The 25,385-nt window shown below is 50.3% G+C and carries 24 protein-coding genes; 19 read left to right on the top strand and 5 right to left on the bottom strand.

Annotation, left to right across the window (positions count from 1 at the left end):
- Positions 1 to 25: 25 nt before the first annotated feature.
- The 9 genes from AC3WT9_RS30980 to AC3WT9_RS30940 all read left to right on the top strand — a co-directional run bounded on the left by AC3WT9_RS30980 (position 26) and on the right by AC3WT9_RS30940 (position 7,953).
- Positions 26 to 979: an ABC transporter permease gene (locus AC3WT9_RS30980; RefSeq protein WP_038594276.1), complete on the top strand. Its 954-nt coding sequence runs from the start codon at positions 26 to 28 to the stop codon at positions 977 to 979.
- Between the two features lie 78 nt (positions 980 to 1,057).
- Complete coding sequence (gene opp4C / locus AC3WT9_RS30975; protein WP_379144776.1) at positions 1,058 to 1,918, top strand: oligopeptide ABC transporter permease; 861 nt, start codon at positions 1,058 to 1,060, stop codon at positions 1,916 to 1,918.
- Between the two features lie 14 nt (positions 1,919 to 1,932).
- Positions 1,933 to 2,916, top strand: coding sequence for an ABC transporter ATP-binding protein (locus AC3WT9_RS30970; RefSeq protein ID WP_341094377.1), 984 nt, complete (start codon positions 1,933 to 1,935; stop codon positions 2,914 to 2,916).
- Positions 2,909 to 3,874: an ABC transporter ATP-binding protein gene (locus AC3WT9_RS30965; RefSeq protein WP_341094376.1), complete on the top strand. Its 966-nt coding sequence runs from the start codon at positions 2,909 to 2,911 to the stop codon at positions 3,872 to 3,874. Before AC3WT9_RS30970 ends, AC3WT9_RS30965 begins: the two co-directional genes overlap by 8 nt.
- A 277-nt stretch (positions 3,875 to 4,151) precedes the next feature.
- Positions 4,152 to 4,763, top strand: coding sequence for a 50S ribosomal protein L25 (locus AC3WT9_RS30960; RefSeq protein WP_341094375.1), 612 nt, complete (start codon positions 4,152 to 4,154; stop codon positions 4,761 to 4,763).
- 185 nt (positions 4,764 to 4,948) lie between these two features.
- Entirely contained in the window at positions 4,949 to 5,581 is a 633-nt protein-coding gene (locus tag AC3WT9_RS30955) for a YhbD family protein (protein ID WP_341379104.1), read from the top strand.
- A 14-nt stretch (positions 5,582 to 5,595) separates the two neighbouring features.
- Positions 5,596 to 6,285, top strand: a complete 690-nt coding sequence (locus tag AC3WT9_RS30950; protein WP_341379103.1) for a hypothetical protein — start codon at positions 5,596 to 5,598, stop codon at positions 6,283 to 6,285.
- The gene (locus AC3WT9_RS30945) at positions 6,278 to 6,952 is read left to right on the top strand and encodes a hypothetical protein (protein WP_341094369.1); all 675 of its coding nucleotides are present in this window, start codon (positions 6,278 to 6,280) and stop codon (positions 6,950 to 6,952) included. The genes AC3WT9_RS30950 and AC3WT9_RS30945 overlap by 8 nt, the downstream gene beginning before the upstream one ends.
- 116 nt (positions 6,953 to 7,068) lie before the next feature.
- Positions 7,069 to 7,953, top strand: coding sequence for an SMP-30/gluconolactonase/LRE family protein (locus AC3WT9_RS30940; RefSeq protein WP_341379102.1), 885 nt, complete (start codon positions 7,069 to 7,071; stop codon positions 7,951 to 7,953).
- Between the two features lie 122 nt (positions 7,954 to 8,075).
- On the opposite strand, the gene AC3WT9_RS30935 is transcribed toward AC3WT9_RS30940, so the two are convergent.
- Positions 8,076 to 8,492, bottom strand: coding sequence for an HIT family protein (locus AC3WT9_RS30935; protein ID WP_341379101.1), 417 nt, complete (start codon positions 8,490 to 8,492; stop codon positions 8,076 to 8,078).
- Positions 8,493 to 8,582: 90 nt separating this feature from the next.
- Positions 8,583 to 10,127 (bottom strand): right-handed parallel beta-helix repeat-containing protein, encoded by a 1,545-nt coding sequence (locus tag AC3WT9_RS30930; protein ID WP_341379100.1) that lies wholly within the window; start codon positions 10,125 to 10,127, stop codon positions 8,583 to 8,585.
- A 194-nt stretch (positions 10,128 to 10,321) separates the two neighbouring features.
- On the opposite strand from AC3WT9_RS30930, the gene AC3WT9_RS30925 reads away from it, so the two are divergent.
- The gene (locus tag AC3WT9_RS30925) at positions 10,322 to 10,654 is read left to right on the top strand and encodes an ArsR/SmtB family transcription factor (RefSeq protein ID WP_341094359.1); all 333 of its coding nucleotides are present in this window, start codon (positions 10,322 to 10,324) and stop codon (positions 10,652 to 10,654) included.
- Between the two features lie 49 nt (positions 10,655 to 10,703).
- The gene (locus tag AC3WT9_RS30920; RefSeq protein ID WP_341379099.1) at positions 10,704 to 11,564 is read left to right on the top strand and encodes an aldo/keto reductase; all 861 of its coding nucleotides are present in this window, start codon (positions 10,704 to 10,706) and stop codon (positions 11,562 to 11,564) included.
- Between the two features lie 25 nt (positions 11,565 to 11,589).
- Here the strand turns inward: AC3WT9_RS30920 and AC3WT9_RS30915 are convergent, their stop codons facing one another.
- Positions 11,590 to 12,126, bottom strand: a complete 537-nt coding sequence (locus AC3WT9_RS30915) for a CDP-alcohol phosphatidyltransferase family protein (protein ID WP_341094357.1) — start codon at positions 12,124 to 12,126, stop codon at positions 11,590 to 11,592.
- Positions 12,127 to 12,423: 297 nt separating this feature from the next.
- Here AC3WT9_RS30915 and AC3WT9_RS30910 point away from each other — a divergent pair, with 297 nt between their 5' ends.
- The 6 genes from AC3WT9_RS30910 (at position 12,424) to AC3WT9_RS30885 (ending at position 21,182) form a co-directional block, all read left to right on the top strand.
- A complete protein-coding gene (locus AC3WT9_RS30910) occupies positions 12,424 to 13,383 on the top strand; it encodes an ABC transporter permease (protein WP_341379098.1) in 960 nt (319 codons plus the stop codon).
- A 14-nt stretch (positions 13,384 to 13,397) separates the two neighbouring features.
- Complete coding sequence (locus AC3WT9_RS30905) at positions 13,398 to 14,291, top strand: carbohydrate ABC transporter permease (RefSeq protein ID WP_341094354.1); 894 nt, start codon at positions 13,398 to 13,400, stop codon at positions 14,289 to 14,291.
- Between the two features lie 82 nt (positions 14,292 to 14,373).
- Positions 14,374 to 16,209 (top strand): type 2 periplasmic-binding domain-containing protein, encoded by a 1,836-nt coding sequence (locus AC3WT9_RS30900; protein ID WP_341379097.1) that lies wholly within the window; start codon positions 14,374 to 14,376, stop codon positions 16,207 to 16,209.
- Positions 16,210 to 16,343: 134 nt separating this feature from the next.
- Positions 16,344 to 18,089, top strand: a complete 1,746-nt coding sequence (locus AC3WT9_RS30895) for a sensor histidine kinase (protein ID WP_341094350.1) — start codon at positions 16,344 to 16,346, stop codon at positions 18,087 to 18,089.
- Positions 18,082 to 19,485 carry a response regulator transcription factor gene (locus tag AC3WT9_RS30890; RefSeq protein WP_341094349.1) on the top strand — a complete coding sequence of 468 codons (1,404 nt, stop codon included), beginning with the start codon at positions 18,082 to 18,084 and terminating at the stop codon, positions 19,483 to 19,485. Before AC3WT9_RS30895 ends, AC3WT9_RS30890 begins: the two co-directional genes overlap by 8 nt.
- Complete coding sequence (locus AC3WT9_RS30885; protein ID WP_341094347.1) at positions 19,485 to 21,182, top strand: extracellular solute-binding protein; 1,698 nt, start codon at positions 19,485 to 19,487, stop codon at positions 21,180 to 21,182. The genes AC3WT9_RS30890 and AC3WT9_RS30885 overlap by 1 nt, the downstream gene beginning before the upstream one ends.
- A 616-nt stretch (positions 21,183 to 21,798) precedes the next feature.
- Here AC3WT9_RS30885 and AC3WT9_RS30880 read toward each other — a convergent pair.
- Entirely contained in the window at positions 21,799 to 22,305 is a 507-nt protein-coding gene (locus tag AC3WT9_RS30880; RefSeq protein WP_341379096.1) for a YbaK/EbsC family protein, read from the bottom strand.
- Positions 22,306 to 22,461: 156 nt separating this feature from the next.
- On the opposite strand from AC3WT9_RS30880, the gene AC3WT9_RS30875 reads away from it, so the two are divergent.
- Positions 22,462 to 23,106 carry a DUF1796 family putative cysteine peptidase gene (locus AC3WT9_RS30875; protein ID WP_341379095.1) on the top strand — a complete coding sequence of 215 codons (645 nt, stop codon included), beginning with the start codon at positions 22,462 to 22,464 and terminating at the stop codon, positions 23,104 to 23,106.
- A gap of 125 nt (positions 23,107 to 23,231) precedes the next feature.
- Here the strand turns inward: AC3WT9_RS30875 and AC3WT9_RS30870 are convergent, their stop codons facing one another.
- The gene (locus tag AC3WT9_RS30870; protein ID WP_341094343.1) at positions 23,232 to 23,657 is read right to left on the bottom strand and encodes a MarR family winged helix-turn-helix transcriptional regulator; all 426 of its coding nucleotides are present in this window, start codon (positions 23,655 to 23,657) and stop codon (positions 23,232 to 23,234) included.
- Between the two features lie 160 nt (positions 23,658 to 23,817).
- On the opposite strand from AC3WT9_RS30870, the gene AC3WT9_RS30865 reads away from it, so the two are divergent.
- Positions 23,818 to 25,272, top strand: a complete 1,455-nt coding sequence (locus tag AC3WT9_RS30865; RefSeq protein WP_341094341.1) for an MFS transporter — start codon at positions 23,818 to 23,820, stop codon at positions 25,270 to 25,272.
- The last annotated feature ends 113 nt before the right edge of the window (positions 25,273 to 25,385 follow it).

The raw sequence follows: 25,385 nt of genomic DNA, 5'->3' as shown, positions 1-25,385 counted from the left end.
GGGACGAATCCATAAGGAGCCAATCATGAGTACTTATCTGACAAAAAGACTGCTGTATATATTCATCATTCTGTTTGCGGCATCACTGCTCATTTTTTGTCTTTATGCTACTACGCCGGGGGACTTTATCACCGGGAATATCAAGCTGACTGCAGAACGCAAGGCGGAGCTGCGGGAGATCTACGGCCTGAACAAACCGGTGCTTGAACGTTACGGCATATGGATGAAAAATGCACTGCACGGGGATTTCGGATATTCGCTCGCCCAGCAGAAGCCGGTGCTTCAGCTGTTCAACGACTATATCTGGAATTCTTTTTTGCTGGCGGCGGTATCGACCTTTCTGACCTGGGTTATCGCAGTTATTATCGGAGTGATTTCTGCCTATAAGCAATACTCCTGGTTTGATACGCTGGTGATGATTGCGATATTCGCGGCGATGTCGCTTCCGTCTTTTTTTATCGGCCTATTCCTGATTAAAATACTGGCGGTTGACTTCAAATGGCTGCCGCCTGGCGGAATGACGACTACAGGCAGCAATGCTGCCGGCATGGCATATCTCAAAGATGTTGTGCGTCATATGACGCTGCCGGTTATAGTGATGACCTTGCTTGGGCTGGGCTCACTAACCCGGTATTTCCGCAGCAATATGATAGATGTCCTGAAACAGGATTATATCCGCACAGCCCGGGCCAAGGGCTTAAAGGAGCGGAAGGTACTGTTCACCCATGCGCTGAGAAATGCGCTGCTGCCGGCCATTACGCTCGTCGGCTTCGAGCTTCCGGCGCTGTTCGGCGGGTCGATTATTATCGAGCAGATCTTCAACTGGCCGGGCATCGGCCAACTGTATATGAAGTCCTTCGGGCTGAGGGATTATCCTCTGCTGATGGGCTTTACGATGCTGCTTGCCATTCTGACCGTGATTGGAACGCTGCTCTCGGATATTTTGTACCGGGTTGCCGATCCGCGTGTCCGGTTATAGAGGGGGGATGACATTGTGGCAGCTAACAGTACTTTAAACGAGCTTCACAGGCCTGCAGCCAAGGTCCAGAAATCTTCACTGTTCCGGCAATCCATACGGAGACTGCTTCATAACAAGCTGGCGGTATCCGGTTTTGTAGTCGTTGTATTTATGTTTGTTCTTTGTTTTATCGGACCTTTGTTCTCGCCGTATACAGATAACAAAATCAATATGGCCATGATGAATAAAGCACCAAATCTCAAGCATTGGCTGGGAACGGATGCGCTGGGCCGCGATATACTGACGCGGGTGATGCAGGCCGGACGCATCTCGCTTACAGTCGGACTTGCTTCGATGGTATTGTCGGTATTTCTCGGCGCCCTTCTGGGGGCAATAGCCGGTTATTACCGCGGAATTGCCGATCAGATCATTATGCGTATTGCGGATCTGCTGATGACGATTCCCAGTCTGCCGCTGCTGTTCATCTTCGGTGCGCTGCTGTCGGAATGGAAGATTCCGACGGACTACCGGATGTATATTGTTATGCTTATGCTGAGTATCGTGAACTGGCCGGGTCTGGCACGGATGGTGAGAGGCCAAATGCTCAGCCTGCGGGAACGCGAATTCATGCAGGCTGCGGTAGTGCTGGGGCTTAGCGACCGCCGAAAGCTGTTCAACCATCTGCTTCCGAACATCGTTCCACTGCTGATCGTGATGGCGACGCTTAACATCGGCGGAGCGATTCTCAGCGAATCCGTACTCAGCTTTTTCGGCTTGGGGGTTATGCCGCCGACGCCGACATGGGGGAACATGATTGATGCTGCGAATAATATGATCGATTTCCAGAATCGCCCTTGGCTGTGGATTCCGCCGGGTCTGTCGATATTCGCCACGGTCATTGCCATTAATATATTCGGTGACGGCCTCAGAGACGTGCTTGATCCTAAACAGAAGAGGTAGGTGTCCAACATCCGATGAAGGATTTAATGACAATAGACGGTCTCAGCACCAAGTTCTTCACAGAAGAAGGGAATGTAACAGCCGTTGATGATATAAGCTTCCAGGTACGCGAAGGGGAAACGGTCTGCATTGTCGGGGAATCCGGCTGCGGCAAAAGCGTAACCGCCATGTCGATTATGGGCCTGGTGGAGAAGCCCGGAGGGCGGGTTGCCGGAGGAAGTATTGATTTTCAGGGAGAAGATTTATTGCAGCTCGACCAAAATACATTGCGGGCGATCCGCGGCAACGAGATTGCCATGATCTTTCAGGAACCGATGTCATCGCTCAATCCGGTAATGAAGATCGGGGAGCAGATTATGGAGCCGCTGACCGTTCATTTGAAAATGAAGAAAAAAGAAGCCCGGCTGCGGGCGATTGAGCTGATCCAGCAAGTGGGGATCTCCCGGCCTGAGCAGATTGCCGACAGTTACCCGCATGAGCTGAGCGGGGGAATGCTGCAGCGGATCATGATCGCCATCGCTATTTCCTGCAATCCAAAGCTGCTGATAGCCGATGAGCCGACTACGGCGCTGGATGTTACGATCCAGGCGCAAATTCTGGATATGCTGCGCGGGTTCAAGGAAAGCTCCAAAATGTCGATCCTGCTAATCACCCATGACCTTGGGGTCGTGGCAGAGATGGCAGACTACGTGATTGTGATGTATTCCGGCAAAATCGTCGAGGAGGGCGAGGTTGTCGAACTGTTTAAGAATCCCAAACATCCTTACACAAGAGGTCTGCTGAAGTCAAAGCCTGTGATGGGCCAACGTCAAGAGGAGCTGTATTCAATCCCGGGGCAGGTGCCTAATCCGCTTACGCTGACCCCGTCTTGTTATTTCCATGACCGCTGTGAGCACTGCATGCCGGTCTGCCGCAGCCGCCAGCCGCAGCTCCAGGAGACGGGCGGCGGGCAGAAAGTATCATGCTGGCTGTATGAGGAGGGCGAAGTCCATGTCTGAGGCACTGCTTGAAGTTAATCATTTGAAGAAGTATTTTCCGGTCACGCAAGGTCTGCTGAGCCGTACGGTAGGACATGTTAAAGCTGTGGATGATATCAGCATCCGGCTTCAGCCGGGCGAGACCTTCGGACTTGTCGGGGAATCCGGCAGCGGTAAAAGTACGGTAGGCCGGACCATTCTGCGGCTGACCGAAAAAACAGCCGGAGAGGTTAAGTTTAAGGGTGTGGACATTCACAGCCTTTCACCCGCTGAGATGCGCCAGCTGCGGCCCCGGATGCAGCTGATTTTTCAGGACCCCTACAGCGCGCTTAATCCTAGAGTCCGGGTTGGTGACGCCATCGGCGAAGCTCTGCTGGATCACGGACTCTGCTCCAAACCGGAGGTCCGGAGACTGGTGCTGGATGCGCTTGAAGCCTGCGGCTTGTCCTCCTATCATATCGACCGCTTCCCGCATGAGTTCTCCGGCGGCCAGCGCCAGCGGATTGGAATAGCGCGGGCGCTGATTCTGAATCCTGACCTCATCATAGCCGATGAGCCGGTCTCGGCACTGGATGTGTCCATTCAGGCCCAGATCATCAATTTGTTCAGCAAGCTGCAGCAGAGTAAGGGACTGGCCTATTTGTTTATTTCCCACGATCTCAGCGTAGTGGAGCATTTATGCTCCCGGATCGGTGTGATGTATCTGGGCTCCATGGTGGAGACAGCGACTAGGGACGAATTGTTCCGCCATCCGCTGCATCCGTATACCAAGGCGCTGCTTTCGGCGGTTCCTGTTCCGATTCCAAAGCTGAAGCGGGAGCGGATCGTACTGCAAGGCGATATTCCGAGCCCGGCAAACCCGCCTTCCGGCTGCAAATTCCATACCCGCTGTCCGTTTGCCGTGGAGGTCTGCAAGTCGCAGATTCCGGTGTTCCGCGATGCCGGCGGAGGCCATTATGTGGCGTGTCATTTGGCGTAACTACTTTATAAATATGTATTATAATTGAATATTTACCGATTTTGACTTGATGTATTGGCAGTGCTATACTGTTTCCACAGCAGGTAAATATGGTTAATAATAGACTGATTAGACCTATACATCTAATTGGTCTTGTTTTTTTTAATACTTAAGTCAGTTGTTCGTAGTAACTCATTGCAGCCCAAGCTGACAAAACTAAGCATATGCTTTCGAAGCCAGTTTTGTTCGTAGTAATTCATTGCAGCCCAAGCTGACAAAACTTTTAGGAGGAAATATCATGAATACCACAGTACGTTTGACTGAAAGATCCGGCTCGACCTCTTCACAGCGGAGCAAAGGCTTTGTACCGGTTGTCGTCTACGGTGCAGGTTCAGATAGCCAATCCTTTACAGCGGATGCGAAGACATTGAACGAAATTCTCGGCAAGAACCCGCGGGCGATTCTTAAGGTGGAACTGCCGGATTCCGGCTCCAAGAATGTGGTGATCCAGGAAGTGCAGCGTCAGCCGCTTTCACGCAAGCTGCTGCATGTGGACCTGCATCAGATTGATATGAAGGCTGAACTGGACACCAAGGTTGCTTTCCACTTCACAGGTGATCCTGTCGGCGTTAAGAGCGGCGGCAGTCAGCAGGTGGAGCTCTATGAGCTGGATATCCGTACCTTGCCGGACAAGCTGACTGCGTCCTTTGAAGTAGATATCAGCGGCCTTGATATTGGCGATCAATTGCTGGTCTCCGATCTGCCGAAGCATGAAGGCTGGGAAGTATTGACACCAGAGGATACACTGATCGTACGAATTTCGCCTCCTGTCGCTGCTGAAGAGCCGACGGATACGGATACTGCCGAACCGGCAGCAGCCGTGGCTTCCGAAGGCAAGACGGAAGAATAAACTACTTAGCGGACTTGAAGATTTAGTTTAAATAGGAGCAGACATTTCCTTGACAAGGAGCTGTCTGCTCTTTTTGCGTGACAATGATTTGGCTGATGTGACTTGTTAAGGAGCTGGGAAATTTGTTGTTTCATAATTTACAACGTAACAGTGTTATGTTACGATCGTTTCAAGGAGTGATCAAGATGGAAGAAGATTTGATCTCCAAGAAGGATCTGCTGGAGCTGACCGGCATTTCTTATGGGCAGTTGTACCGCTGGAAACGGAAACAGCTGATTCCCGAGGAGTGGTTTATCCGCAAATCTACGTTTACCGGGCAGGAAACCTTTTTTCCGAAAGACAGAATTCTGGGTCGGATCCATAATATTATCCACATGAAGGATGATCTTTCACTGGATGAGCTGGCAGACAGGTTAGGTGATACTTCAACCCTCTACAAGCTGTCGTTGACGGCGAAGCAATTGTTAGAACGTAACATTGTTTCGAACTTGACTTTGGACAGATTCGGCGGGTTGGACGGAGGCGGAGTTCAGGAATATGCCTTTGAGCAGATTGTACATCTATTTGCCGTTGACCTCTTGCTTAGCAAAGGCGAGGTGAATCTGGATGAAGCCGACAGGCTGTTCTATACACTGACGGTGAATACGCAGAGGTTCGAGGGGAAAAGCTGGGAGCTGTTTTTTGTCCGCAAAATGGGCGTCAGCATGTTCCTGCTCGCTGCATCTCCAGCCGATCTGGTTTTTGATGAGGGCGTAAGGCTTGTTAGCAGACTCGCTTTGACGGATTTGCTGGAACAGCTGAAGGGCAAAGTGAATTAAGGGAGGAATAGTTAATGCTTACTGATAAACAACTGCCGGATTTGCAGATGGCCGGAGTGAGCGGCGCCGCAGGCGGGACCTATAACAACGTTAATTTGGACGGAGTAAGCCGGGTGAACGGGCCGGTTCTGGCGCGCAATTTCAAGGGCAACGGGGTTATTCAGATGAACGGGAATCTTTCAGCAGAAGAAATGGACGTGAATGGAAAGCTCAAAATCAACGGCAGCCTGGAGTCCGCGAGAATGCAGCTGGACGGAATGGTCACGATAGACGGTCCCCTACGCGGCGAGAACTGTATCTTGAACGGGATGATCCGTGTAACAGGAAGCTGCGAGCTGGAGCGTTTTGAGGGTGAGGGAAGTTTTACAGTAATCGGCTTGCTTAGTGCAGGGTATATAGATTTCACTCTTGAGGGGCAAAGCAAGGCGGATGAGATCGGTGTGGAGAGCCTGATTGTCCGGCAGAGGGATCCACATCTTGTGAACAAACTGCTGGGCGGGTTGATCCCCCGGTTAAGAACAGTGCTGCTTGCCAAGGTCATTGAAGGTGACTATCTTGAACTGGAAAATACGACAGCGGATATTGTGCGGGGCGACAAGGTCATAATCGGAATAGGCTGCAGGATCGGGCGGTTGGAATACCGCTCAGAACTGAAAGTGCATCCTGGTTCAAGTGTGGGAAAGGTGGAGAAGTACGGTGAGTAATGATGCCGAGCGCAATAATCTGAAAATTCTTGGAACTTCATCGTCTATGGGCGGATGCTTTCTCGATGTTAAGGTGACCGGTGAAGGCAAGTTTGCCGGAGATGTAGATTGCCTGAGCTTTTCTTTGACCGGGAACAGCGGGATCTCTGGCAGTCTGCGGACGGAGAAATTGAAGCTCACCGGTGAAATTGAAGTCAAAGAGCGGCTTACGGCAGGAGCCCTGCACGGACAGGGGGAGATAAAGTGTGGCAGCTTAAGCGCTGAACGTTTCAAGCTGAGTGGCGATCTGGAGGTGTCCGGGGATTGCGAAGCGGAGAAGCTGCAAATGACCGGTGCGCTCAGGGTAGGCAGGCTGCTGAATGCAGACATTCTGGAGCTTGTGCTGTTTGGACCCAGCCGATCGTCGGATGTCGGGGGAGGCAGTATTACCATCAAGCGCAGCAAGGCTGGGGCTCTGCTGAAACAGGTTCAGTCGAAGGGGATTCTGTTCACTGCACGGGTGATTGAAGGAGACCAGGTGGACATTCAAAATACCCGAGCGGAAGTGGTGCGGGGGGGAAACGTCATCATTGGTGCAGACTGCGAAATCGGGATTGTGGAATACCGCAGCAAGCTGGAAATTCACAAAAGCGCCACCGTGAAGCAGCAGGTGAAGGTTACGAAGTAAGCCGCCGGATCATCAAGGTATAAAGCAGTCGATTTCGACCGGTGTAGATTAGACAAGTGGATGTGTGTAAAATAAAGAGAAGTGTAATATACTGGCATGAATTAGGAGGAGCTTCAATGATTGGACAAGCTGAATTGGTAATTGACGCGAAAGCACTGCTTGGGGAAGGCGCCCATTGGGACGGACAGGAAAGTAAACTTCATTGGGTTGATATCGAGGGCAGACAGCTGAGAATTTATGAACCTATGGGACAAGGCGAGGAGAGCTATTCCTTCGATAGCATGGTCAGTGCGGCAGTGCCGGCCGCAGACGGCGGCTGGATACTTGCGCTGCAGGACGGAATCTACAGCTTCAAGAAGAACGGGCAGCCGCAGCTTATCGCTGCAGTGGAGCCCGAGCTGCCCCGCAACCGGCTGAACGATGCCAAATGCGACAGTGCAGGCCGGCTATGGTTCGGCACCATGAGTATGGATTCCACGCCGGGGGCGGGCAATCTGTATGTTATAGAGCCTCATGGAGAGGTGCGCCATGTTTTGTCGGACATCGGCATCTCAAATGGACTGGCCTGGGATGACAGCCGCAGCTTGATGTATTACATTGATACGCCGACCCGGGGCGTGGATGTAATGGATTATGATCTGCAGAGCGGCACAGTCAGCGGACGTAGGACAATTTTTACTTTGCCGGAAGGTGCAGGCGGTCCTGACGGGATGACGATTGACCGTGAGGGCATGCTCTGGGTGGCCCAGTGGGGCGGGAGCTGTGTCTCGCGCTGGAATCCGCACACCGGGAAGCAGATCGGCAAGGTTGAAGTGCCGGCCAAAAATGTAACCTCCTGCACTTTCGGGGGCGAGGCGCTGGACGAGCTATACATTACTACTGCGAGAAGCGGGATGAGCGAGGAAGACTTGCAGCACTGGCCGCTGGCTGGAGGACTGTTTAAGTTTAAAGCCGGGGTGCAGGGAGTGCTGGCCAATGTTTTTGCAGGGGGGGTTCGCTAGTAACCCAAATAAAAGAAACAACGGCAGCCATGAACGAAATATCATTCTAGACTGCCGTTGCTCTATTGAACTAATTTGTCCCGTTAATTGAATAGTTTATACTTCTGGTATTGAATTTACAGTTAGATTTCATTTAAGACCTTGATGATTTTCTCCTTAGTTTGAGGTAATCGTGTTTCAGCACCATGTGGATGTAACGGTTCACTCCAGGTAAAACCATCGCCTTCGTATCTTGGAATGAGGTGCATGTGGTAATGCGTCAAATCGTTGAATTTTCCGCCATCTTGGCAAATTCTAATGCCATCTGGTTTAAATAAGCGTTTTAAGACAGTTGAAAGTATTTTGGAAGTATCCATGATGCTATAAGCAGTCTCTTGATCGATTTCTTCAACATCCAAGTAGTGTTTTTTGGGAAGAATTAGAATGTGACCTTCATTAAACGGAGCAATATCAAGTACACAAGTAATAAATTCGTTCTCATAAATAATATTCAGATTAGGTTCAACTCCATTTGCAATCCTACATCCTAAGCATTCCATATACGAATCCCCCCGTTTATTAGATTGGCTTGCTCCATCTCTCTTCGCTTACATTTACCACAGGGTGAAATCCTGTGACGCACGGAGCTGTTACTCATCGGCCCCTATGTTAACTAATGCTCCCCGTTGTCTTGCTTGACCGTCGATGTCCAAGGTTTTAAGGATGAAACTGTAAGATTTACCTCCATCGATTGCGGCGGAGGCAGCTCTAAGGTGAAAATTATGTGAGGCTTGATTCACAAATCCAGGATCGGCAAATACCGAGTGACTATCATTTCCGGTGCGGGCCTTATAGTTGGAGAAACCGATATACTCCTGCTTTTTCCAAATCCAACTTGCTTTCGATACGTCTCCGGGAGCGTAATAAAGATTGTAGTCCACTACATTTCCCGAGTTTTTCTTCTGTTCGTTATAGATGAAGACATTCGATGAATTCGCAAAGACGATATTATTGGTGATCATATTATTTTTGGTATCGTACTGTAGCAAAATTTCACCACTGCCATCATTTAGCGAATTATTGTGATATAGGGTATTGTTGATGATCTTGCAATTTACTGTCGAACCTCGTTCCATATCGTATCCGCCTAGCGCTATTCCCGTATACCGGTTACTGTAGACTATGTTGCTCCGCACGGTAACCTCGCTTGTGGATTTCCCTGCATGTTCACTGGCAATTTCAATGCCAATATCGTTGTTGTAACTGTAATTTCGTTCAATAACGCTGTCTTTTCCCCCATCGATGTAAATACCGCCAGCCGCGTTGCTATGGTTAGGAAGTGATGTACCGTAAGAAGGGTTAAAGTTGGAGGTGATGTTATATACTCTATTGCCACTAACTACTCCATTTCTCACTTGATCGTAGAACGGATGCGGCGCCGTTCCTTCGAAGCCGATGAGGTCGATACCGATATTGTCATTATCATGAATGAGATTGTTCGTCACGGCAAAAGTATCGACATTTCCGTTGACAGCAAGGGACTCGCTTGAACCCAGTACCAGCTTATAAAGCTCATTACCTTCTATCGTTACATGATGAATGGAGGCGGGAGCATCAGTGCCATACACAGCGATACCGTGAGCATCCCGGCCAAGCAGGTCACTGCCGGCGGGTGTTGCGGTATTTTTGATATCATGTACTTTGTTATTCAGTATCTTAATATAGCTACCAGAACCGTGGACAAATATACCTATTGGTAGCTGATCTGTTTTTGCTGTGCTGAAATTACGGATTTCAAACCCCTTTATCGTAATATAGCTGGCATTTTCAATCTCAATCAGGCCTTGTTGTCCTGTGATACAAAGTCCGCTGCCATCAAGGATTGCTCTTTCCTGCGGGAAATTAGCGAACGTGATCGAACCCTCCCGGGCTGAGCCTGAACGGGTTATTTTAAGCTTTTGCTTATAGACGCCCCCTCTTACATACACCGTGCTGCCCGGTTTTGCGGAGTCTGCTGCATGCTGGAGCGTTCTCCAGGGAGATTTTTTGGTGCCCGCGTTATCATCGTTGCCTTTGGAGTCTACAAAATAAGTAGGAGCAGCTGCTGAAATAGAAGTGGTACGCAATTGCAACAGCATAATCATTACGGTTGCAACTGCCAAACCCAGTATGAAAAATTTACGCTTTGTTTGCATTGTGCTGGATCTGCCTTTCCTGAATGTTTCTTGTAATTATACTACAGCCTTCCGGAAGCGGCTCTTATGCGCCTAGTAAATGTTTATAAATGGTCTCGATTTACTTTCCCGATGTGGCTTCGAAAAAGAGACGTGTGTTATCCTTTATCCGTCGAAAGAATTAAACACTTGAATCAAGGAAGGGGGAGAATCATGTGAAACAAGAGATCATAGCTAATCTCACAAACGAATTTAAAAATAATCAAAAGGTATTAACTGCAATCGGAGATGAAACCAGGCAAGCCATTCTCATGACCCTGATTCAAGGACAACAATATCCTGGCATGCGGGTGGGTGAAATTAAGGAGAGAACCCATCTGTCCCGTCCGTCCGTTTCCCATCATTTAAGAATATTGAAGGATGCACAAATTATAAGTGTTCGTAAAGAAGGGGCCAAGAATTATTATCGTCTGGACGTTACAAGCAAGCTAAAGCTGCTGAAAAATCTCGTGGATGAAATTGAGATGCTGCTTTCACAGTGCGAATGACAAATGAGGATTAATTTTTCATTCATAAATAGAGGAGAACGAACCCAGAATGAACAATGTAATTGAAGTAAAGAACGGCGTCAAAATTCCACAATTGGGTTTTGGTGTGTATAAAATCAAAAAAGGAGAACAATTCGAAAGGGCAATCCGCGAGGCGATTCGTGTTGGCTATCGTCATTTCGATACGGCCAAAATTTATGGAAACGAAGAAGCGCTCGGTTTGGAGATTCAAAAAAGCGGGATCCCCCGGGAGCAATTTTTCATTACCTCAAAAGTGTGGACGACGGATCTCGGTTATAAGGCGACGAAAAAGGCTTTTGAACATACCTGCAAAAAACTTAAAGTAGATTATCTCGATATGTACCTGATTCATTTTGCAAGTCCTCATTACGTTGAGGCATGGAAAGCGATGGAGGAATTATATTCCGAAGGGAAAATCAAAGTTATCGGCGTTGCGAATTTTGAGATACAACATCTTGAACATCTTATAGCGCATTCCAGAATTCCGCCGATGATTAACCAAATCGAGACCCATCCGGAATTTCCACAAAACGAATTGCATGATTATCTTGTGCAGCATCGAATTTCGCATGAGGCCTGGGGGCCATTGGGGCAAGGTAACAAAGCACTGCTGGAGCGTCAGGAGTTAGCGGAAATCGCTCGTCATCACAAAAAGTCGGCGGCGCAAGTTATTTTGCGTTGGCATCTGCAGCGGGGGATTATTGTAATCCCCAAATCTTCATACCCCAAAAGGATAAAAGAAAACAGCGAAATATTCGACTTTGAATTAACCGCAGAAGAGATGGAGAAGGTCAACCGATTAAATACGGGTAAAAGGTACTCAGTAAACCCGACCGGATACATAGTGAATCCGTTTTATGTTAAGTTGATGAAGCTATTTATTAGATGAATTCCAAAATAGACGAGCTGTTCACTTATTTTTTGTAAAAAAGGCTGGCTCTGTTCAAATCAAGTTCGGTGGAGGTAAGGTGAATAATGCTCTCTTCCGCTGCCGACAGAACGGCGATGAAACATACCGGCAAAAGCCATGCTGCTTGATCCAGGTGAAGGATGAGCGGAGTTGCAAACAGCAAAAAACCGGCAAGTTTGTTTCCCCAGGTATGCAGGATGGCAAATGAATGATATTTATACGCCGCAATGAACAGGTTGGTTAGGCGAATGAGCACGGTGGCAGCGATCCATGGCAGGTATTTTAATATTTCATCCCCATTCTTGAAAATGATCGACACCATAACTACAGCAAAAAAACCGAGGTCGGCAATGGAGTCCAGCTTCGCGCCCAAGGTACTTTCACTTTTGGTCTTACGGGCTATATACCCGTCCAAGACATCACTAAGCCCGCAAGCCAGATAGATTAACGTAAAGAGCAGGGCATTGCCGTAAGTGAAAAATAAGGCAGGCAAGAGCATGATCCGGCTGATTGAGAGGATATTTGCGGTATTTTTTAACAACGGCATAACCTCCTATGAAGAATGCGTCCCCTTCATTTGATTGATGCGATAATCATCCCAGTTACCGTCTTCATGTGCAATTCATAATTTCACAATAGAACTCTAAACAGGCCACCGGTTCCCGGCGGTCTGTTTCTTTTGGCATCATCCTGTGAAAATGGTCCAATCCCCTGCGAAAATGGTCCGAAACCGTGCTACAGCTCTCACGGAAAGGCGATCTGTCCTCTCTCCCGGCGGTGTGCTTAGGTCTGTTAGGATGAAAGCGTAAACAAAAATCTGGATATAGGAGATTCCGATATGGGGGTACCTTCCGAAGAGCTGCTTCGCGGAGTGGAGCCGGCCCGTCCATCCCGCAGGAAGCTGCAAAACAAACACAAGCTGTTTCTCATGGCGCTTCCGTTTCTTGTTGTGACCTTTATTTTCTACTATTTGCCGATCAGCGGATGGATCTACGCGTTCTATGATTTCATCCCCGGCATTCCGCTGTCGGACACGCCGTATGTCGGGCTGAAATGGTTCCAGACTATGGTTTCGAATCCGACGCAGACTGCTGAAGTGCTGCGCGTGCTGAAGAATACGGTGGCGATGAGCTCCCTGGGGCTGATCACCTCTGTTTTTCCGGTCATTTTTGCGATACTGCTCACCGAAATTAAGTCGGGCTGGTACCGAAAGTTCGTACAGACACTGACCACGATTCCGAATTTCATCAGCTGGATTCTCGTCTATGCGCTGGCGTTCTCGCTGTTTTCCGTGGATAGCGGGGTGGTAAGCGGCATACTCGTGCAGCTGGGTATAGTCGATGAGGGATACAATTTCCTTGCTTCCAGCTCGAATATCTGGGTCACGATGATTGCCTGGTACTGGTGGAAATCGCTCGGGTGGGGGGCAATCCTGTATCTGGCGGCGATTGCCGGCATTGACCAGGAGCTGTATGAAGCGGCAGAGGTGGACGGAGCCAGCCGGTTCCGCAAAATCTGGCATATTACCGTGCCCGGTCTTATCCCTACCTTCTTTGTACTGCTGCTGCTTTCGATCGGGAACTTTGTGAATAACGGGATGGAACAGTATTTTGCCTTCCAGAACGCAATGAACAAGGATGCCATCGAAGTGCTGGACCTGTATGTGTACAATATCGCCTTTGCCAACAACTTCCCGTTCGCCACGGCGGTCAGCATGCTGAAATCGGTCGTCAGCATCATTCTGCTGTTCGCGGCCAATACGCTTTCGAGAGTGGTGCGCGACGAATCTATCATTTAAGGGGGTGACTCCACTTGCGAAAAAAGCTTAAGCCCGGCGATGCCCTGTTCCAGGGAGTTAACTATCTGCTCTTCGGATTGTTCACCCTGAGCTGCATTTATCCGTTCTATTATCTGTTCATCAACACGATCAGCTCCAATGATCTCAGTGCAGCAGGCTATATCAAATATTATCCGCGTGAGATCCATTTCGACAACTACTTCAAGGTGCTGCGGATCAGCGGGCTCAGCCATGCGGCGCTGGTGTCGGTCTACCGTACAGTAGTCGGCACAATGCTGACCGTGGGCGCTTCGGCTTTCCTGGGGTATCTGTTCACCAAGAAGGAGATGTGGGGCCGGCAAATCTGGTACCGCAGCGTCGTGGTTACGATGTATTTCAGCGCCGGGCTGATTCCCTGGTACATTACGATGCACAACCTGCATCTGACCAACAATTATTTGGCTTATATTCTGCCGACGATCATTACGCCCTTCAATATTATTCTGGTCAAAACCTTTGTGGAGGCGATCCCGCCTTCACTGGAGGAATCCGCGAGCATGGACGGAGCAGGTTATCTGCGGGTGTTCTGGAGTATTATTGTCCCGCTGACGACACCGATTCTGGCTACGATTACGATATTTTCGGCGGTAAGCCAGTGGAATTCCTTCATTGATACCGCATTTCTGATGACCGATACGAAATATTACACTCTGCAGTTTCTGCTCTGGCGTTACTTAAATGAGTCCAGTTCGCTGGCAGCGCTGATCCGTAATTCACCGGATATGGCCGCCAGCGTCCAGAACATGCAGACACCGACCTCGGTCCGGATGACAGTAACGATGATTGTGGTACTGCCGATTCTGATTGTGTATCCGTTTTTCCAGCGTTTTTTTGTCAAAGGCATTATGATCGGCGCAGTCAAGGGCTGAGTGTATGATTTCGAAACGAGTTTTGTTCGATGCAGATTCAAGAGGAGCAGATTCTCACAAAACTTTTAGGGGGTAACAAGCTATGAAGTTCAGAAGGTTATCGCTGCTTCTGCTGAGCGCCATCATGGTGTTCGTTCTGGCAGCCTGCGGCGGCGGAAACGGGAATTCAGGCAATGGGGGCAAAGCGGAGAGTACAGATAAACCGGTCACCGAGGCTACGAATGCGGCAAAAGAAACCGCTGCACCGGATGATGGCGCACTTGATCATTCCAAACCGCTGAAGCTGACGGTATTCTCAACAACCGCCAACTATGCGGGTCCGCAGACCGGCTGGTTCGCTAAGGTCATCAAGGATAAATTCAACATCGAGCTGGATATCGTCGCCTCTAATCTGACCGGCGGGGACACCAAAATCTCGGCAATGATGGCTTCCGGCGATCTTGGAGATATCATCGTCTTCGGGGATGATAAAAACCACTATCCCAATGCGATCAAAGGAAAGCTGCTGCTGGACTGGACGCAGGATGGGCTGCTTGATAAATACGGCGCCGATATCATGAAGCAATTCCCGAAAGCTGTGGAGAAGGCTAAAATTGCCTTTGGCGGGGGCAGCGCAGTCTATGGCATCGGAAACAGTGTTGCTACCAATCCTTCCGGCCCTTCCGAAGGAAAGGATATGACTTGGGGACCGGATTTACGCTGGGATCTGTACCAGCAAATCGGGGCACCGGAGATTAACTCCATTGAGGATTACCTGCCGGTCCTGAAAAAGATGCAGGAGCTTGAGCCGAAGAATGAGCAAGGCAAAAAAACCTATGCCTTCTCGCTCTGGTCCGACTGGGACGGCAACTACAAAATGACGCTGGCAAAGCAATTCGCCAACATGCTGGGCTATGATGAAATCCCTGATACTGCAGTCTACGTCAAAGCCGATGAAGAGAAATATTATGATTTTCTCTCTGAGGACAGCTGGTACATGAAGTCGCTCAAGCTGTATTACGAAGCCAACCAAATGGGGCTGCTCGATCCTGACTCCCTGACTCAGAAATTTGATGATGTGGTGGCGAAATACAAGGATGGCCGTATTCTATTCTCCTGGTTCCCATGGCTTGGTGCCGCCAACTACAATACCGCGGAAAGAACGGCGGAAGGCAAAGGTTTTGCACTGGTGCCGTTCAAGGATGAACTGATGTATTCAACAGGCTTCAATGTGTACGGCGGCAACGGCATTATTTCCATCGGAGCAAAGGCCAAGGAGCCTGCACGGATTATGGAGTTCCTCAATTGGATGTATACGCCGGAAGGCGCGATGCTCTCGGCAGGCAGCGGAACAGCTGTACCTAACGGTCCTAAGGGTTTGACCTGGGATATTGACAGCAATGGCCAGCCAGTAGTCACCGATTTCGGCTGGAAGGCTTACACGGACCAGCAGAACACCCAAGTACCTGAAGAATTCGGCGGCGGTGACTATTATTACGGGTCAAATCAGATGAACTTCTCGTTTGTTGTTCCGGCGATGGAGAATCCCGAGACAAGCGAGCCGTATGACCACAATCTGTGGAAGACAACACTGGAACGCAATCCATCGAAGCTTGATAGTGACTGGAGAGTAAAGATGGGCGTACTGACGGCTAAGGAATACTTTGAAAAAAACAATCTGCTCGCCGTTGCGCCGCAGGGCTTCACCGGCAAAGAGCAGCTGATCATGGATAAAACGCTGGAGCAGAAAAACAAACAGATCGGTACAGTCATTCAGCAGATTTCCTGGAAAATGGTTTTTGCCAAAAATCAGGCTGAATTTGACAAGCTGAACAAGGAAATGCATGACAAGGTCAATGGTCTCGGCTATGCCGACGTTATTGAATTTTCGGTCAAAAAAGCGGAGGAGCTGTTCGAGGCCCGCAAAAGTGTAAAGTAAGCAGGGACAGAGCATAAAGATAAGGCAGGGCGGCGCGGTGAGCTGTTCTGCCTTATTATTTTCAGTTCAGGTTAAATCTGGTATTCTAATTCTATTATATAAAACGCTTACAAAAAGAAGAGAGGATACGGAAAATGTGCAGAACGAAGCCAGGGAGCCATACACCGGCAGTTAAATCTTTGCGGACTACCTTGGTGATTTATTTGCTGATTGGTACGCTGCTGCCGCTCCTGATCGTCGGAATTATATCCTACACTTCGATCTATTCGATTCTTTCGGGGAAAATCGGCAGCGGGATCAGCGCAAGTCTGCGCCAGGAGGCGCTCAGCCTGGAGAATGCTATCGACAACCTTGATTTTGCCTCTAAGCAGTTTGCTTTGGACGGTCAGATTGTGGAGGAAATGTCTGCTTTTCTGCTGGAGAAGCAGATTTACCGCAAATCGCAGATTATGAGTTCGATCAACCAGAAGATCAATCTGGTCAACTTCACCAATCCTTACATAGGGTTAACTGCCTATATTATGCCGGGCAGCGAGGACCCGGTGCTGTTTACCAACATGAGTGCGCGGAGGAACTTTGATCTCAGCACGCTGCCTTCTTTTATGCGCTATAACGGAGCTGATTATTACGGGCCGCATGGCACGATGTATGCTGTAGGCGATAACGTGGTTTTCTCCGAGCAGCGGATTGTCAGGGTGAGCGGCCAGCATCAGCTATATATCTATCTGGAGACGAACTACAGTCTGCTGCGCAAAATTTTCAAGCAGGAAGCCTATGGAATGAAGGTAAACCATCTGCTGGTCAACCAGAGCGGCACACTTACCCATGTCATCGACGGCAAGCTGCCCGGAAAGATCGTCAAGGCGGCCGGGAAATCTCCGGGGCTTCCGCATGAGGAGCTGGACGGCTACCATCTGTTCCGATACGAGAGTCCGCAGGGCTGGAAGCTGGTGGCTGTCGTGAAGAAATCGGTATTTAACAGCGAAATTTACTCCTGGTTCTACAAAATGATTCTGCTCGCCCTCTCCACACTGCTCTTTGCCGGAGTTCTGGCCTGGTTGATCTGGAAGCGGATTTATGGCCCTCTGCGCAAAGTCAACGTGGAAATTATCCGTATGGCCGAAAATGTTACCGCCCCTGTTGCCTTCACGAATGTGGAGGAGTTTGACTTTGTATTGAGCAACTTTCAGCAGATGAAGGATCAGGTCAATGATCTGCTGCTGGCTGTAGCCCGCAATGAGAAGCAGAAAAGCCAGTTCGAGATTGAGAAGCTGCTCAGCCAGATCAACCCGCATTTCCTGCACAATACGCTGAACACAGTGCAATGGCTCGCCCGGCTGAACGGGCAGAAGGAAATTGACAAGCTGGTCACACTGCTGGTGAAGGTGCTGCATTACAATCTCGGCAAACAGAGCATTATTGTTACGATCGGTGAAGAAATCGAAGCCATCCGCAATTATATGGAGCTTCAGCGCATCCGTTACGACTATGAATTTGAGTTCAATGTGCAGGCGGAGGAAGATGTGCTGTCCGCTGCGGTTCCGCGTTTTCTGCTCCAGCCGCTGGTCGAAAATTCGATTTATCACGGGCTTAGTGATAACGGGAAGGTCGAGGTTATGATTACTGCGCATGGTGCAGATGAAATTCTGCTGTGTGTGAAGGATAACGGAACGGGAATGGACCCTGACAAGATTGAAGAGCTGCTCTCGGATGACGGTGCCAGAAAGCGGGGACTCGGCATTGGCTTCTCCTATGTCATGCGGATGCTGAGGGTGTATTACGGAGAGCAGATGACACTGCAAATTACCAGCAACCCGGGTGAAGGCACATGTGTATCCATTATCATACCTAAGAAAAGCAAGGAGGACTTCGATGATTAAGGCTGTTGTGGTCGATGACGAGCGGCTTGTGCGCAAAGGCTTCATCTCGCTGATTGACTGGTCGTCCTTTGGAGTTGTGATTGTCGGCGAGGCCGGGGACGGCAACGCCGCGCTGGCCCTGCTCCGCGAGCAGGAGACCGATTTGCTGTTTGTCGATCTCACCATGCCGGGGATGTCCGGGTTTGATCTCATCCGGCAGGTGCGGCAGCGGTTCCCAGCCATCCGCTGTGTAGTGCTGACTTGCCATCATGAATTTGATTATGTGCAGGAGGCGCTGCGCCTGGGTGCGGTTGATTACATCGTGAAGACACTACTGGAGGTGGAGAACGCGGATGAGACGATCCGCCGTTTGGTGGAACGGATCAAGTGGGAGGACAGCACCCGGGAGTCGCTTAGCCGCGGCGAGGGCAGGATTATCGCTGCGGACAAGGCGCTGCTCTATCTGCCGCTGGACCCCCGGGCCAGCGAGGAAGAGCTGTTTCAGCTCTCGGTGGTGAAGAACCATCCGCTGATCACTTTTCAGGACATGTGGATCACGCCGCTGCACCAGCGGTTTGCGGAGGAAGATGGCAGCCGTGAGCTCAAGCAAGTGCTTGGGGGCCGCTGGCAGACGGCGCTGGTGAGCGGACTGCGGCATCAAAGCCTGCAGGAAGTGGAGAAGATCCTTGGGCTGTCAGCGCAACATGCGTTGTTCTATTCCGGCGGAGCCGAGGAACCGGCCAGACTGAACTATGCAGAGCTTAAAGTAATGGCATCGGAAGCAACGATGTTCAGTGATGAGGAAGATGTTCTACAAGGAGCGCTGAATCTCAGATGGACGATAGACCGGGGCGGATGGGAGACTTTTATGGCCGGAGTAGTGATACAGCAGCCTTCACCGCAGCGGGTTTCCGACTTTGGGTATGCACTGCTCGGGAATTGGGGGGCTCTGCTGCTGAAGCCCGAGGAGACGGCGCAGCTGCAAGCGGCGGCAGGGAATAACCTGAACTGGTGCCAATGGAAACACTGGCTGCGGCAGTTCTCCGATCATGCGCAGCGGCGGATGATTGAGCTTGGGCTGAGCAAAGAGGTGATGCTCTGCCTCATCCGGGCTGTCCGTTATATGCGAAGCCATGCCGGGGACAAAATTAATCAAAGCGATGTTGCAGCCGCTGTCAATATGAGCCGGGGTTATTTCAGCCAGTGCTTCGCCCGCTTTGCCGGTGAGAGCTTTGGGGAGAGTCTGCGGGGGATGCGGCTGAATCTGGCCAAATCGCTGCTGCTGGAAAGTAATGAACCCATTTGCGAGATTGCCTGCAAATCAGGCTTTGAGGATGACCGTTATTTCAGCAGGCTGTTCCGGGATCGTGTCGGCAAGCTGCCGAGTGAATACCGTGCGGAGGGGATGAGGACCTGATGAAGAGGCTTACTGTTTGCGTCTCCGCCATGCTGCTGCTTTGTCTGCCGGCATGCCAAGGCAGCAGGGTGCAGCCGGATTCCGCAGGGAGCGAACCGGACGGCGGTGCCGCCGAAACTGCTGCTTATGGCAGATATGAAGACCCTGTCGTAATGCGCGTAGGGTTCAAAGTGCCTGATTCCCGGCTGAACACTGGCGACAGCAATGACAATAACCCGATTTCCCGGTATCTGGAGGACCTCACGAACATCAGGGTTATCCACTCTTGGGAGGCAAAAGGCGAGGAGCCATTTAGTCAAAAAGTGCAGCTGGCTATCGACAGCAACGATTTGCCCGATGCCGTGGTTGTGGACAGGGATCAATTAAAAAAATTGATCGACAGCGATATGATTGCGGATCTGACCGCAACATACGAGCAATACGGCTCAGAGCTGATCAAGGATATGTATGATTCGACCAAAGGCGAGGCGCTCGGCGATGCCTCCCGGGGCGGCAAGCTGTACGGGCTGCCGAATGTGGCGATCAATGCGGATTCCCTGTCGCTGCTCTGGGTCCGCCAGGATTGGCTCGACAAGCTGGAGCTTCCGGCTCCGAGGACCTTTGAGGATATTGAAGCCATCGCGAAGGCGTTTGTTGAGCGGGACCCTGACGGCAATGGTAAACGGGATACGCTGGGGCTTAGCGCCTACAAAAATATCGTGTACGGAACCAAGCCGCATGTGAATGGCCTGGACTCCGTGTTCAGCGCCTTTCACGCTTTTCCTACCAACTGGATCAGAACGGGCAGCGGCGAGATTGTTTACGGGTCAGTTGCACCGGAAACCAAAGAAGCGTTAGCCAAGCTGGCCGACTGGTACAAACGCGGCCTAATCGACCCTGAATTTGCGCTTTATAAAGAAACGCAGGAGCCAATTATCTCCGGTAATGCGGGGATGTTCTTCGGCCCGTGGTGGATGCCCTACTATCCGTTGTCAGAGGCAGTGGCACTTGATACAAAGGCGGAATGGCGGGCCTATGCCGCGCCGCTGGACAGCGCAGGCAAATTCGTCGCGCATATGGCGCCGGTCACTGACCGCTATCTGGTCGTCCGCAAAGGGTATGAGCATCCCGAAGCCGTTATGAAGCTGCTCAACGTCTTCACCCGGCTGGAGAGAAGACGGGACCCCAACACGGAGGAAGTCAAGAAACTGGATGACTTCTCGGCGCAGACCGGCATTCAGCCGCGTGCGTATTACCCGTTTGATCTGCTGATAGATTATTCCGGCGCTATTGAGAAGCATTATGCGGACATTCAGCAGGCGCTGCACGGCAAGATCGACCCGGATCTGCTGGACCCGGATACCAGGGTCATCTATGAGCGGTGGCTCGCCGAGGAGGAGCAGCCGAAGAAGAATCTGGAGGGCTGGAAAGCAGCCAATTCTTACAAATACGGGGCAGCCGTATTGTCCACGACGGCGATCGAGGGCGTGCGCAGCGTTTTTTATGGCAGTACAACCCATATGCAGAGTGTATGGCCGGCGCTGCAGAAGCTGGAGAGCGAGACCTTCCTGAATATTATCGTCGGTGATACGCCGGTGAGCAGCTTTGATACTTTTGTGGCGGAATGGAAAAGGCAGGGCGGGGATCAGATCACCCAAGAAGTCAATGTGATCGTGAAAAGCAGAGAGGCGGAGCAAATGGGCGATACGGCGGAATAGCGAGCTTTGGCGGTCATGGAAAGGAAGGTGGGGGGTGGATAGGGAGTAAGGGATGGAATAAGACGCCGTTCTGGTGTTGACTGAGATTTAAAGTGACGTAAACGTAAAGAATGAAGTATGTAAGGAGATTACGGGTGGAGTGCAATTAGACATTTGGTTTCGAGTGAGTGGCTTTAGCAGCTCTAGCGTTGTATAAACAAGCTTTCGGACCCCAGCGTCCTTATTTAAGATAGATCGTGTGTTTTTTGGACATTCGGACTCCAGTGACGTTATATGCTGATCCTGGTGCGAATCATGGCTGTAATCGATGGAATAGCTGCACCTGAGTCCGGTCCGTAAGGATAGAAGACATTGAAGAAAGCAGGTAACTATGAGTACGTGCTACTTCACAGGTTGATAAGCCGCTGTGAGTATCCTCATCAGCTTGTAATTGCTCGCATCCCGGTGAAAAAATGCTTCCGCTGCCCGTAGCGCCCGAACAGACAGAAGGCCGGAGTTCCCATCAGGGAAATCCGGCCTTCTGTGTTGTCCAAACCATTTCGTCTAACCAGAAAAGAATATTCTCCCGCTGCTCCTTACTGCGATGGCGATGTGTGGCCCTTGGCCGGATTAATCTTCATAAGGCTTGTCCGTCCCCGGACAGTGGCGGCACATCCCAGTCTTTGCACACGTCCACCCAGTCCGTACTTTTAGAGTACAGGGCTAGTTCATCACAGGTCAGCTCAATCGCAGAATTGGTGCTGCCACAGGCCGGAAACAGCGTATCGAAGCGCTGCATGGAAATATCCAGATAAACTTTAAGCTCCCGGGCGAGGCCGAATGGACAAACCCCTCCGATCCCATGACCCGTCTGCTCCAGAACTTCATCGGGACTGAGCATTCTCGCCTTGAAACCGAAGACTTCTCTGAATTTCTTGTTGTCGGCCTTGGCGTCTCCTGCAGCAACGACCAGAATGGCATCGTCATTTACCGCGCGGAAGGACAAGGTTTTGGCTATACGGGCAGGAATTACCCCAATCGCCGCCGCCGCCATCTCTACGGTAGCGCTGGAAGTGGCGAACTCCAGTACATCCTGCTCTTTGTTAAACGTACGGAAATGTTCTTTTACACTTACAATCGACATGAGCCTTGCTTCCTTTCTGAAAGTTCACTTTTTTTCATATTGGTTTACATTTTAACTTGTTTTTTATGAATGGGCAAAACATTCCTAATCTAGCATCCAAGCATTTTTGGCTCAAGGGCATTAAATAATACAAAAACAGGATAGAGGTGAGGACAGATGAGGTTTGAGGAGATCAAGGGGGCTTATGATTGCATTGTATGCCTGGGAAGCTCTTGCGAACCGGCAGCGCATTTGCGCAGAAGGGGGTTAAGGACTTTTTCATCGCCTCTGGACTGGGTCGTTTCGTTATCCCTTACAGATGTGAACCTACTGCTCAGCCGACGATTCCCGGAATACATGGAGCTGCCGAATGAGGTGCCGGACGAAGGGGACGATGTCTTCGTGGAGAATGAAGTTGTAATGCCGGTCCGATCGTATTTTATAAAAGATTACTATTATTATGTGATTTCCGTTCATGATTTTCCTATTCTCGAGGAGCAGGAGTGGGGCTCCGTGTATCCGGGCTTTAAGGATAAAATCGACATGCGCAGCCAGCGCTTGCTGGATCAGCTGATTGTCAGCCGGAAGGCGTTGTTCATCCGCTGGGGAAGTACTTATGAAGAGTCACTGCAGCTTCAAAAAGCGCTGGGCTCGTTAACGTTGGGAACCTTCCATATGCTGATCGTAAACGGAGTGGACGGACTGGATTCAGTGATTGATAACGAATGGGGACTCCCCGGCATCAGTTCACTGAGCATTCCGAACCGGGCCGGGGATAATGAGACCTGGGACTATATTCTGGAGGGTATTAGTCTGAGATAAAGCCTGCCGCGAGTGAATTGATAAGTTCTGAGGACAGCACATCGTGGCGACTGCTTCCTCCTTTTGCTGTTAATCGGACAAGCCCAGCCCTTTGCCCTGGACCATCCAATCCTCCCTTCCCCGATTCACAACTCTCCGGAATTTATGCTGATCTTTTGGAGCAGAGTAACCAATAGATCTGCTTCCTCCTCCGTTAAATTGGCCGAAAGCTTGCGGTTAAGTTCATCCATTATAGCTTGAAATACCGGTGCGAACTCAAGTGTCTTAGCGGTCGGATACAGTAGCGAAGAGCGCCGGTCTTTCGGATCGGTTCTCCGTTCAATATAACCCAAATGCTCAAGATGTTTGACGGACCGGGCGGTTGTTGCTTTATCGAACTTCATCTCATTTGTCATTTGATCCTGGGTAATTCCAGGCTGGCCAAGGATCAGCTTAAGAAAGCTGTGCTGCCCGCCGCTGCCGATCCCATAAGGAGCCAACTCCCGGGCTAAATATTTCTGGTTTTGACGCTGAAGGTTGGAAATCAACTTGCCAATCGGTTCTTTTTTCAAAAATGACACCTCTTTAGGTTAAATGCTGTTGCACCCCTTTATCTGTTCAAAATATTACAACAAAGTCGTTGCGTGCGCAACTAATTTGCGGTACACTGGGGAATGTCTGATAGTTGCGCGTGCAACTATCTCTAAAAACTGATTCAAGAGGGTGTTAGTTATGAGTTCCATTGCCGCAACCTATCAGGATGATGCCGCCATCCAGAAGAAACGCTGGATTATCCTGATCGTCTTAAATCTTTTTACCTTTATGTCAACGCTCGATGGAAGTATTGTCAATATTGCCTTGCCCGTGCTGGTGAAGCAGCTGAACCTGCCGGTGGCTCAGGTTGAATGGGTAACGACAGGGTATCTGATGGCTATTTGCGCAGTCATCCTGCTTTTCGGGAAGCTTGGAGATATGCTTGGCAAGATCCGGATTTTCAAAATCGGCACGATCGTCTTTATCATTGGCTCAATGCTCTGCGGTCTGAGCACAAGTCTGCCGTTCCTTATAATATCGCGCGTGATTCAGGCGATCGGGGCCTCCATGACTATGGCGAACAGCCAGGGGATTGTGACGGATATTTTCCCGGCTACAGAGCGGGGCAAAGCGCTGGGGCTTATCGGCACCTTCGTATCGCTGGGCAGTATCGCCGGACCGAGTCTGGGCGGGATTATTGTTTCAACACTGGGCTGGGAATATATTTTCTGGGTAAACCTTCCGATTGGCTTGATTGCCGTCGTGCTTGGATGGAAGGTTCTGCCTAAGGATCTGGTACGGGTAAAATCGAAAATCGACATTCCCGGAAGCATGCTGTTCGCGGTGTTTATCCTAACGCTGTTTGCCGGATTGCTGCTCGGGCAGCAGCTTGGGTATGGGGATGCCCGCATCCTCACGGCGCTGCTCATCGCAGTTGCTGCATTTATTGCTTTTATTACCGTGGAATTGCGCCGCGCGGAGCCGCTGCTGCAGCTGTCGCTGTTCAAGAACCCCTTATTCTCACTCAGCATTTTGTGCGCGTTTCTCGTGTTCGTGGCCAACTTTTGCTTCAACATCATTGCCCCGTTCTATGCGCAGAACATGCTGAATCTGTCGCCTTTTTACGCCGGATTTTTGCTTATGCTGTTTCCGATCTGCATGGTGGTGGTTTCACCGGTCAGCGGAGCCTTGTCCGATAAGATCGGTTCCGAGTTCCTGACCTTTGCCGGATTAATCGTGATGGTTATCGCCCAGTTTGGGCTGGCCCGGCTGCATGACGGAAGCTCTGTGCTATTGGTCGGATTGTGGATCGCGATGCTCGGTGTCGGCAGCGGCTTGTTCCAATCGCCCAACAATTCACTTATCATGTCCAAAGTGCCGCGGACACAGCTCGGTTCCGCAGGCAGTGTCAACTCGCTGGTCCGCAATGTGGGCATGGTTGTCGGCATCACCATCGCCACCTCCATCCTGTTTAATGTGATGAGCAGCAAGGCAGGGCATCGGGTAACCGATTTGGTTCCGGGCCGTCCGGATATTTTCCTTTCGGGGATGCATGTTGTATTCATGACTTCCTCGGCAATTTGTCTGGTTTCGGCATTGCTTACCGGCTGGCGGCTGATCACGGCAAGAAGAGACAAGAGAGCGGCAGCTTAAGTAGACCGGCTAAGACAAGCCATAGGCGCTTTCACACCTTTTTTCACAAAAAATAGAGATTGCTGTCACAAAATAATCCGCCCGGTTGTCTACAGTATTGTAAACACATTGAG

This window comes from Paenibacillus sp. EB106-06-01-XG199 (assembly GCF_058791575.1).
This window is presented reverse-complemented; position numbering and strand designations above follow the sequence as displayed.

What these genes read in the sequence shown, in the direction of transcription:
- AC3WT9_RS30880 (WP_341379096.1), bottom strand. Translation starts at nt 22,305, where the DNA reads ATGTCGATTGTAAGTGTAAAAGAACATTTCCGTACGTTTAACAAAGAG.
- AC3WT9_RS30920 (WP_341379099.1), top strand. Translation starts at nt 10,704, where the DNA reads ATGAACAATGTAATTGAAGTAAAGAACGGCGTCAAAATTCCACAATTG.
- AC3WT9_RS30960 (WP_341094375.1), top strand. Translation starts at nt 4,152, where the DNA reads ATGAATACCACAGTACGTTTGACTGAAAGATCCGGCTCGACCTCTTCA.
- AC3WT9_RS30910 (WP_341379098.1), top strand. Translation starts at nt 12,424, where the DNA reads ATGGGGGTACCTTCCGAAGAGCTGCTTCGCGGAGTGGAGCCGGCCCGT.
- AC3WT9_RS30950 (WP_341379103.1), top strand. Translation starts at nt 5,596, where the DNA reads ATGCTTACTGATAAACAACTGCCGGATTTGCAGATGGCCGGAGTGAGC.
- AC3WT9_RS30955 (WP_341379104.1), top strand. Translation starts at nt 4,949, where the DNA reads ATGGAAGAAGATTTGATCTCCAAGAAGGATCTGCTGGAGCTGACCGGC.
- AC3WT9_RS30940 (WP_341379102.1), top strand. Translation starts at nt 7,069, where the DNA reads ATGATTGGACAAGCTGAATTGGTAATTGACGCGAAAGCACTGCTTGGG.
- AC3WT9_RS30980 (WP_038594276.1), top strand. Translation starts at nt 26, where the DNA reads ATGAGTACTTATCTGACAAAAAGACTGCTGTATATATTCATCATTCTG.
- AC3WT9_RS30885 (WP_341094347.1), top strand. Translation starts at nt 19,485, where the DNA reads ATGAAGAGGCTTACTGTTTGCGTCTCCGCCATGCTGCTGCTTTGTCTG.
- AC3WT9_RS30875 (WP_341379095.1), top strand. Translation starts at nt 22,462, where the DNA reads ATGAGGTTTGAGGAGATCAAGGGGGCTTATGATTGCATTGTATGCCTG.
- AC3WT9_RS30930 (WP_341379100.1), bottom strand. Translation starts at nt 10,127, where the DNA reads ATGCAAACAAAGCGTAAATTTTTCATACTGGGTTTGGCAGTTGCAACC.
- AC3WT9_RS30895 (WP_341094350.1), top strand. Translation starts at nt 16,344, where the DNA reads ATGTGCAGAACGAAGCCAGGGAGCCATACACCGGCAGTTAAATCTTTG.
- AC3WT9_RS30970 (WP_341094377.1), top strand. Translation starts at nt 1,933, where the DNA reads ATGAAGGATTTAATGACAATAGACGGTCTCAGCACCAAGTTCTTCACA.
- AC3WT9_RS30890 (WP_341094349.1), top strand. Translation starts at nt 18,082, where the DNA reads ATGATTAAGGCTGTTGTGGTCGATGACGAGCGGCTTGTGCGCAAAGGC.
- AC3WT9_RS30865 (WP_341094341.1), top strand. Translation starts at nt 23,818, where the DNA reads ATGAGTTCCATTGCCGCAACCTATCAGGATGATGCCGCCATCCAGAAG.
- AC3WT9_RS30965 (WP_341094376.1), top strand. Translation starts at nt 2,909, where the DNA reads ATGTCTGAGGCACTGCTTGAAGTTAATCATTTGAAGAAGTATTTTCCG.
- AC3WT9_RS30935 (WP_341379101.1), bottom strand. Translation starts at nt 8,492, where the DNA reads ATGGAATGCTTAGGATGTAGGATTGCAAATGGAGTTGAACCTAATCTG.
- AC3WT9_RS30900 (WP_341379097.1), top strand. Translation starts at nt 14,374, where the DNA reads ATGAAGTTCAGAAGGTTATCGCTGCTTCTGCTGAGCGCCATCATGGTG.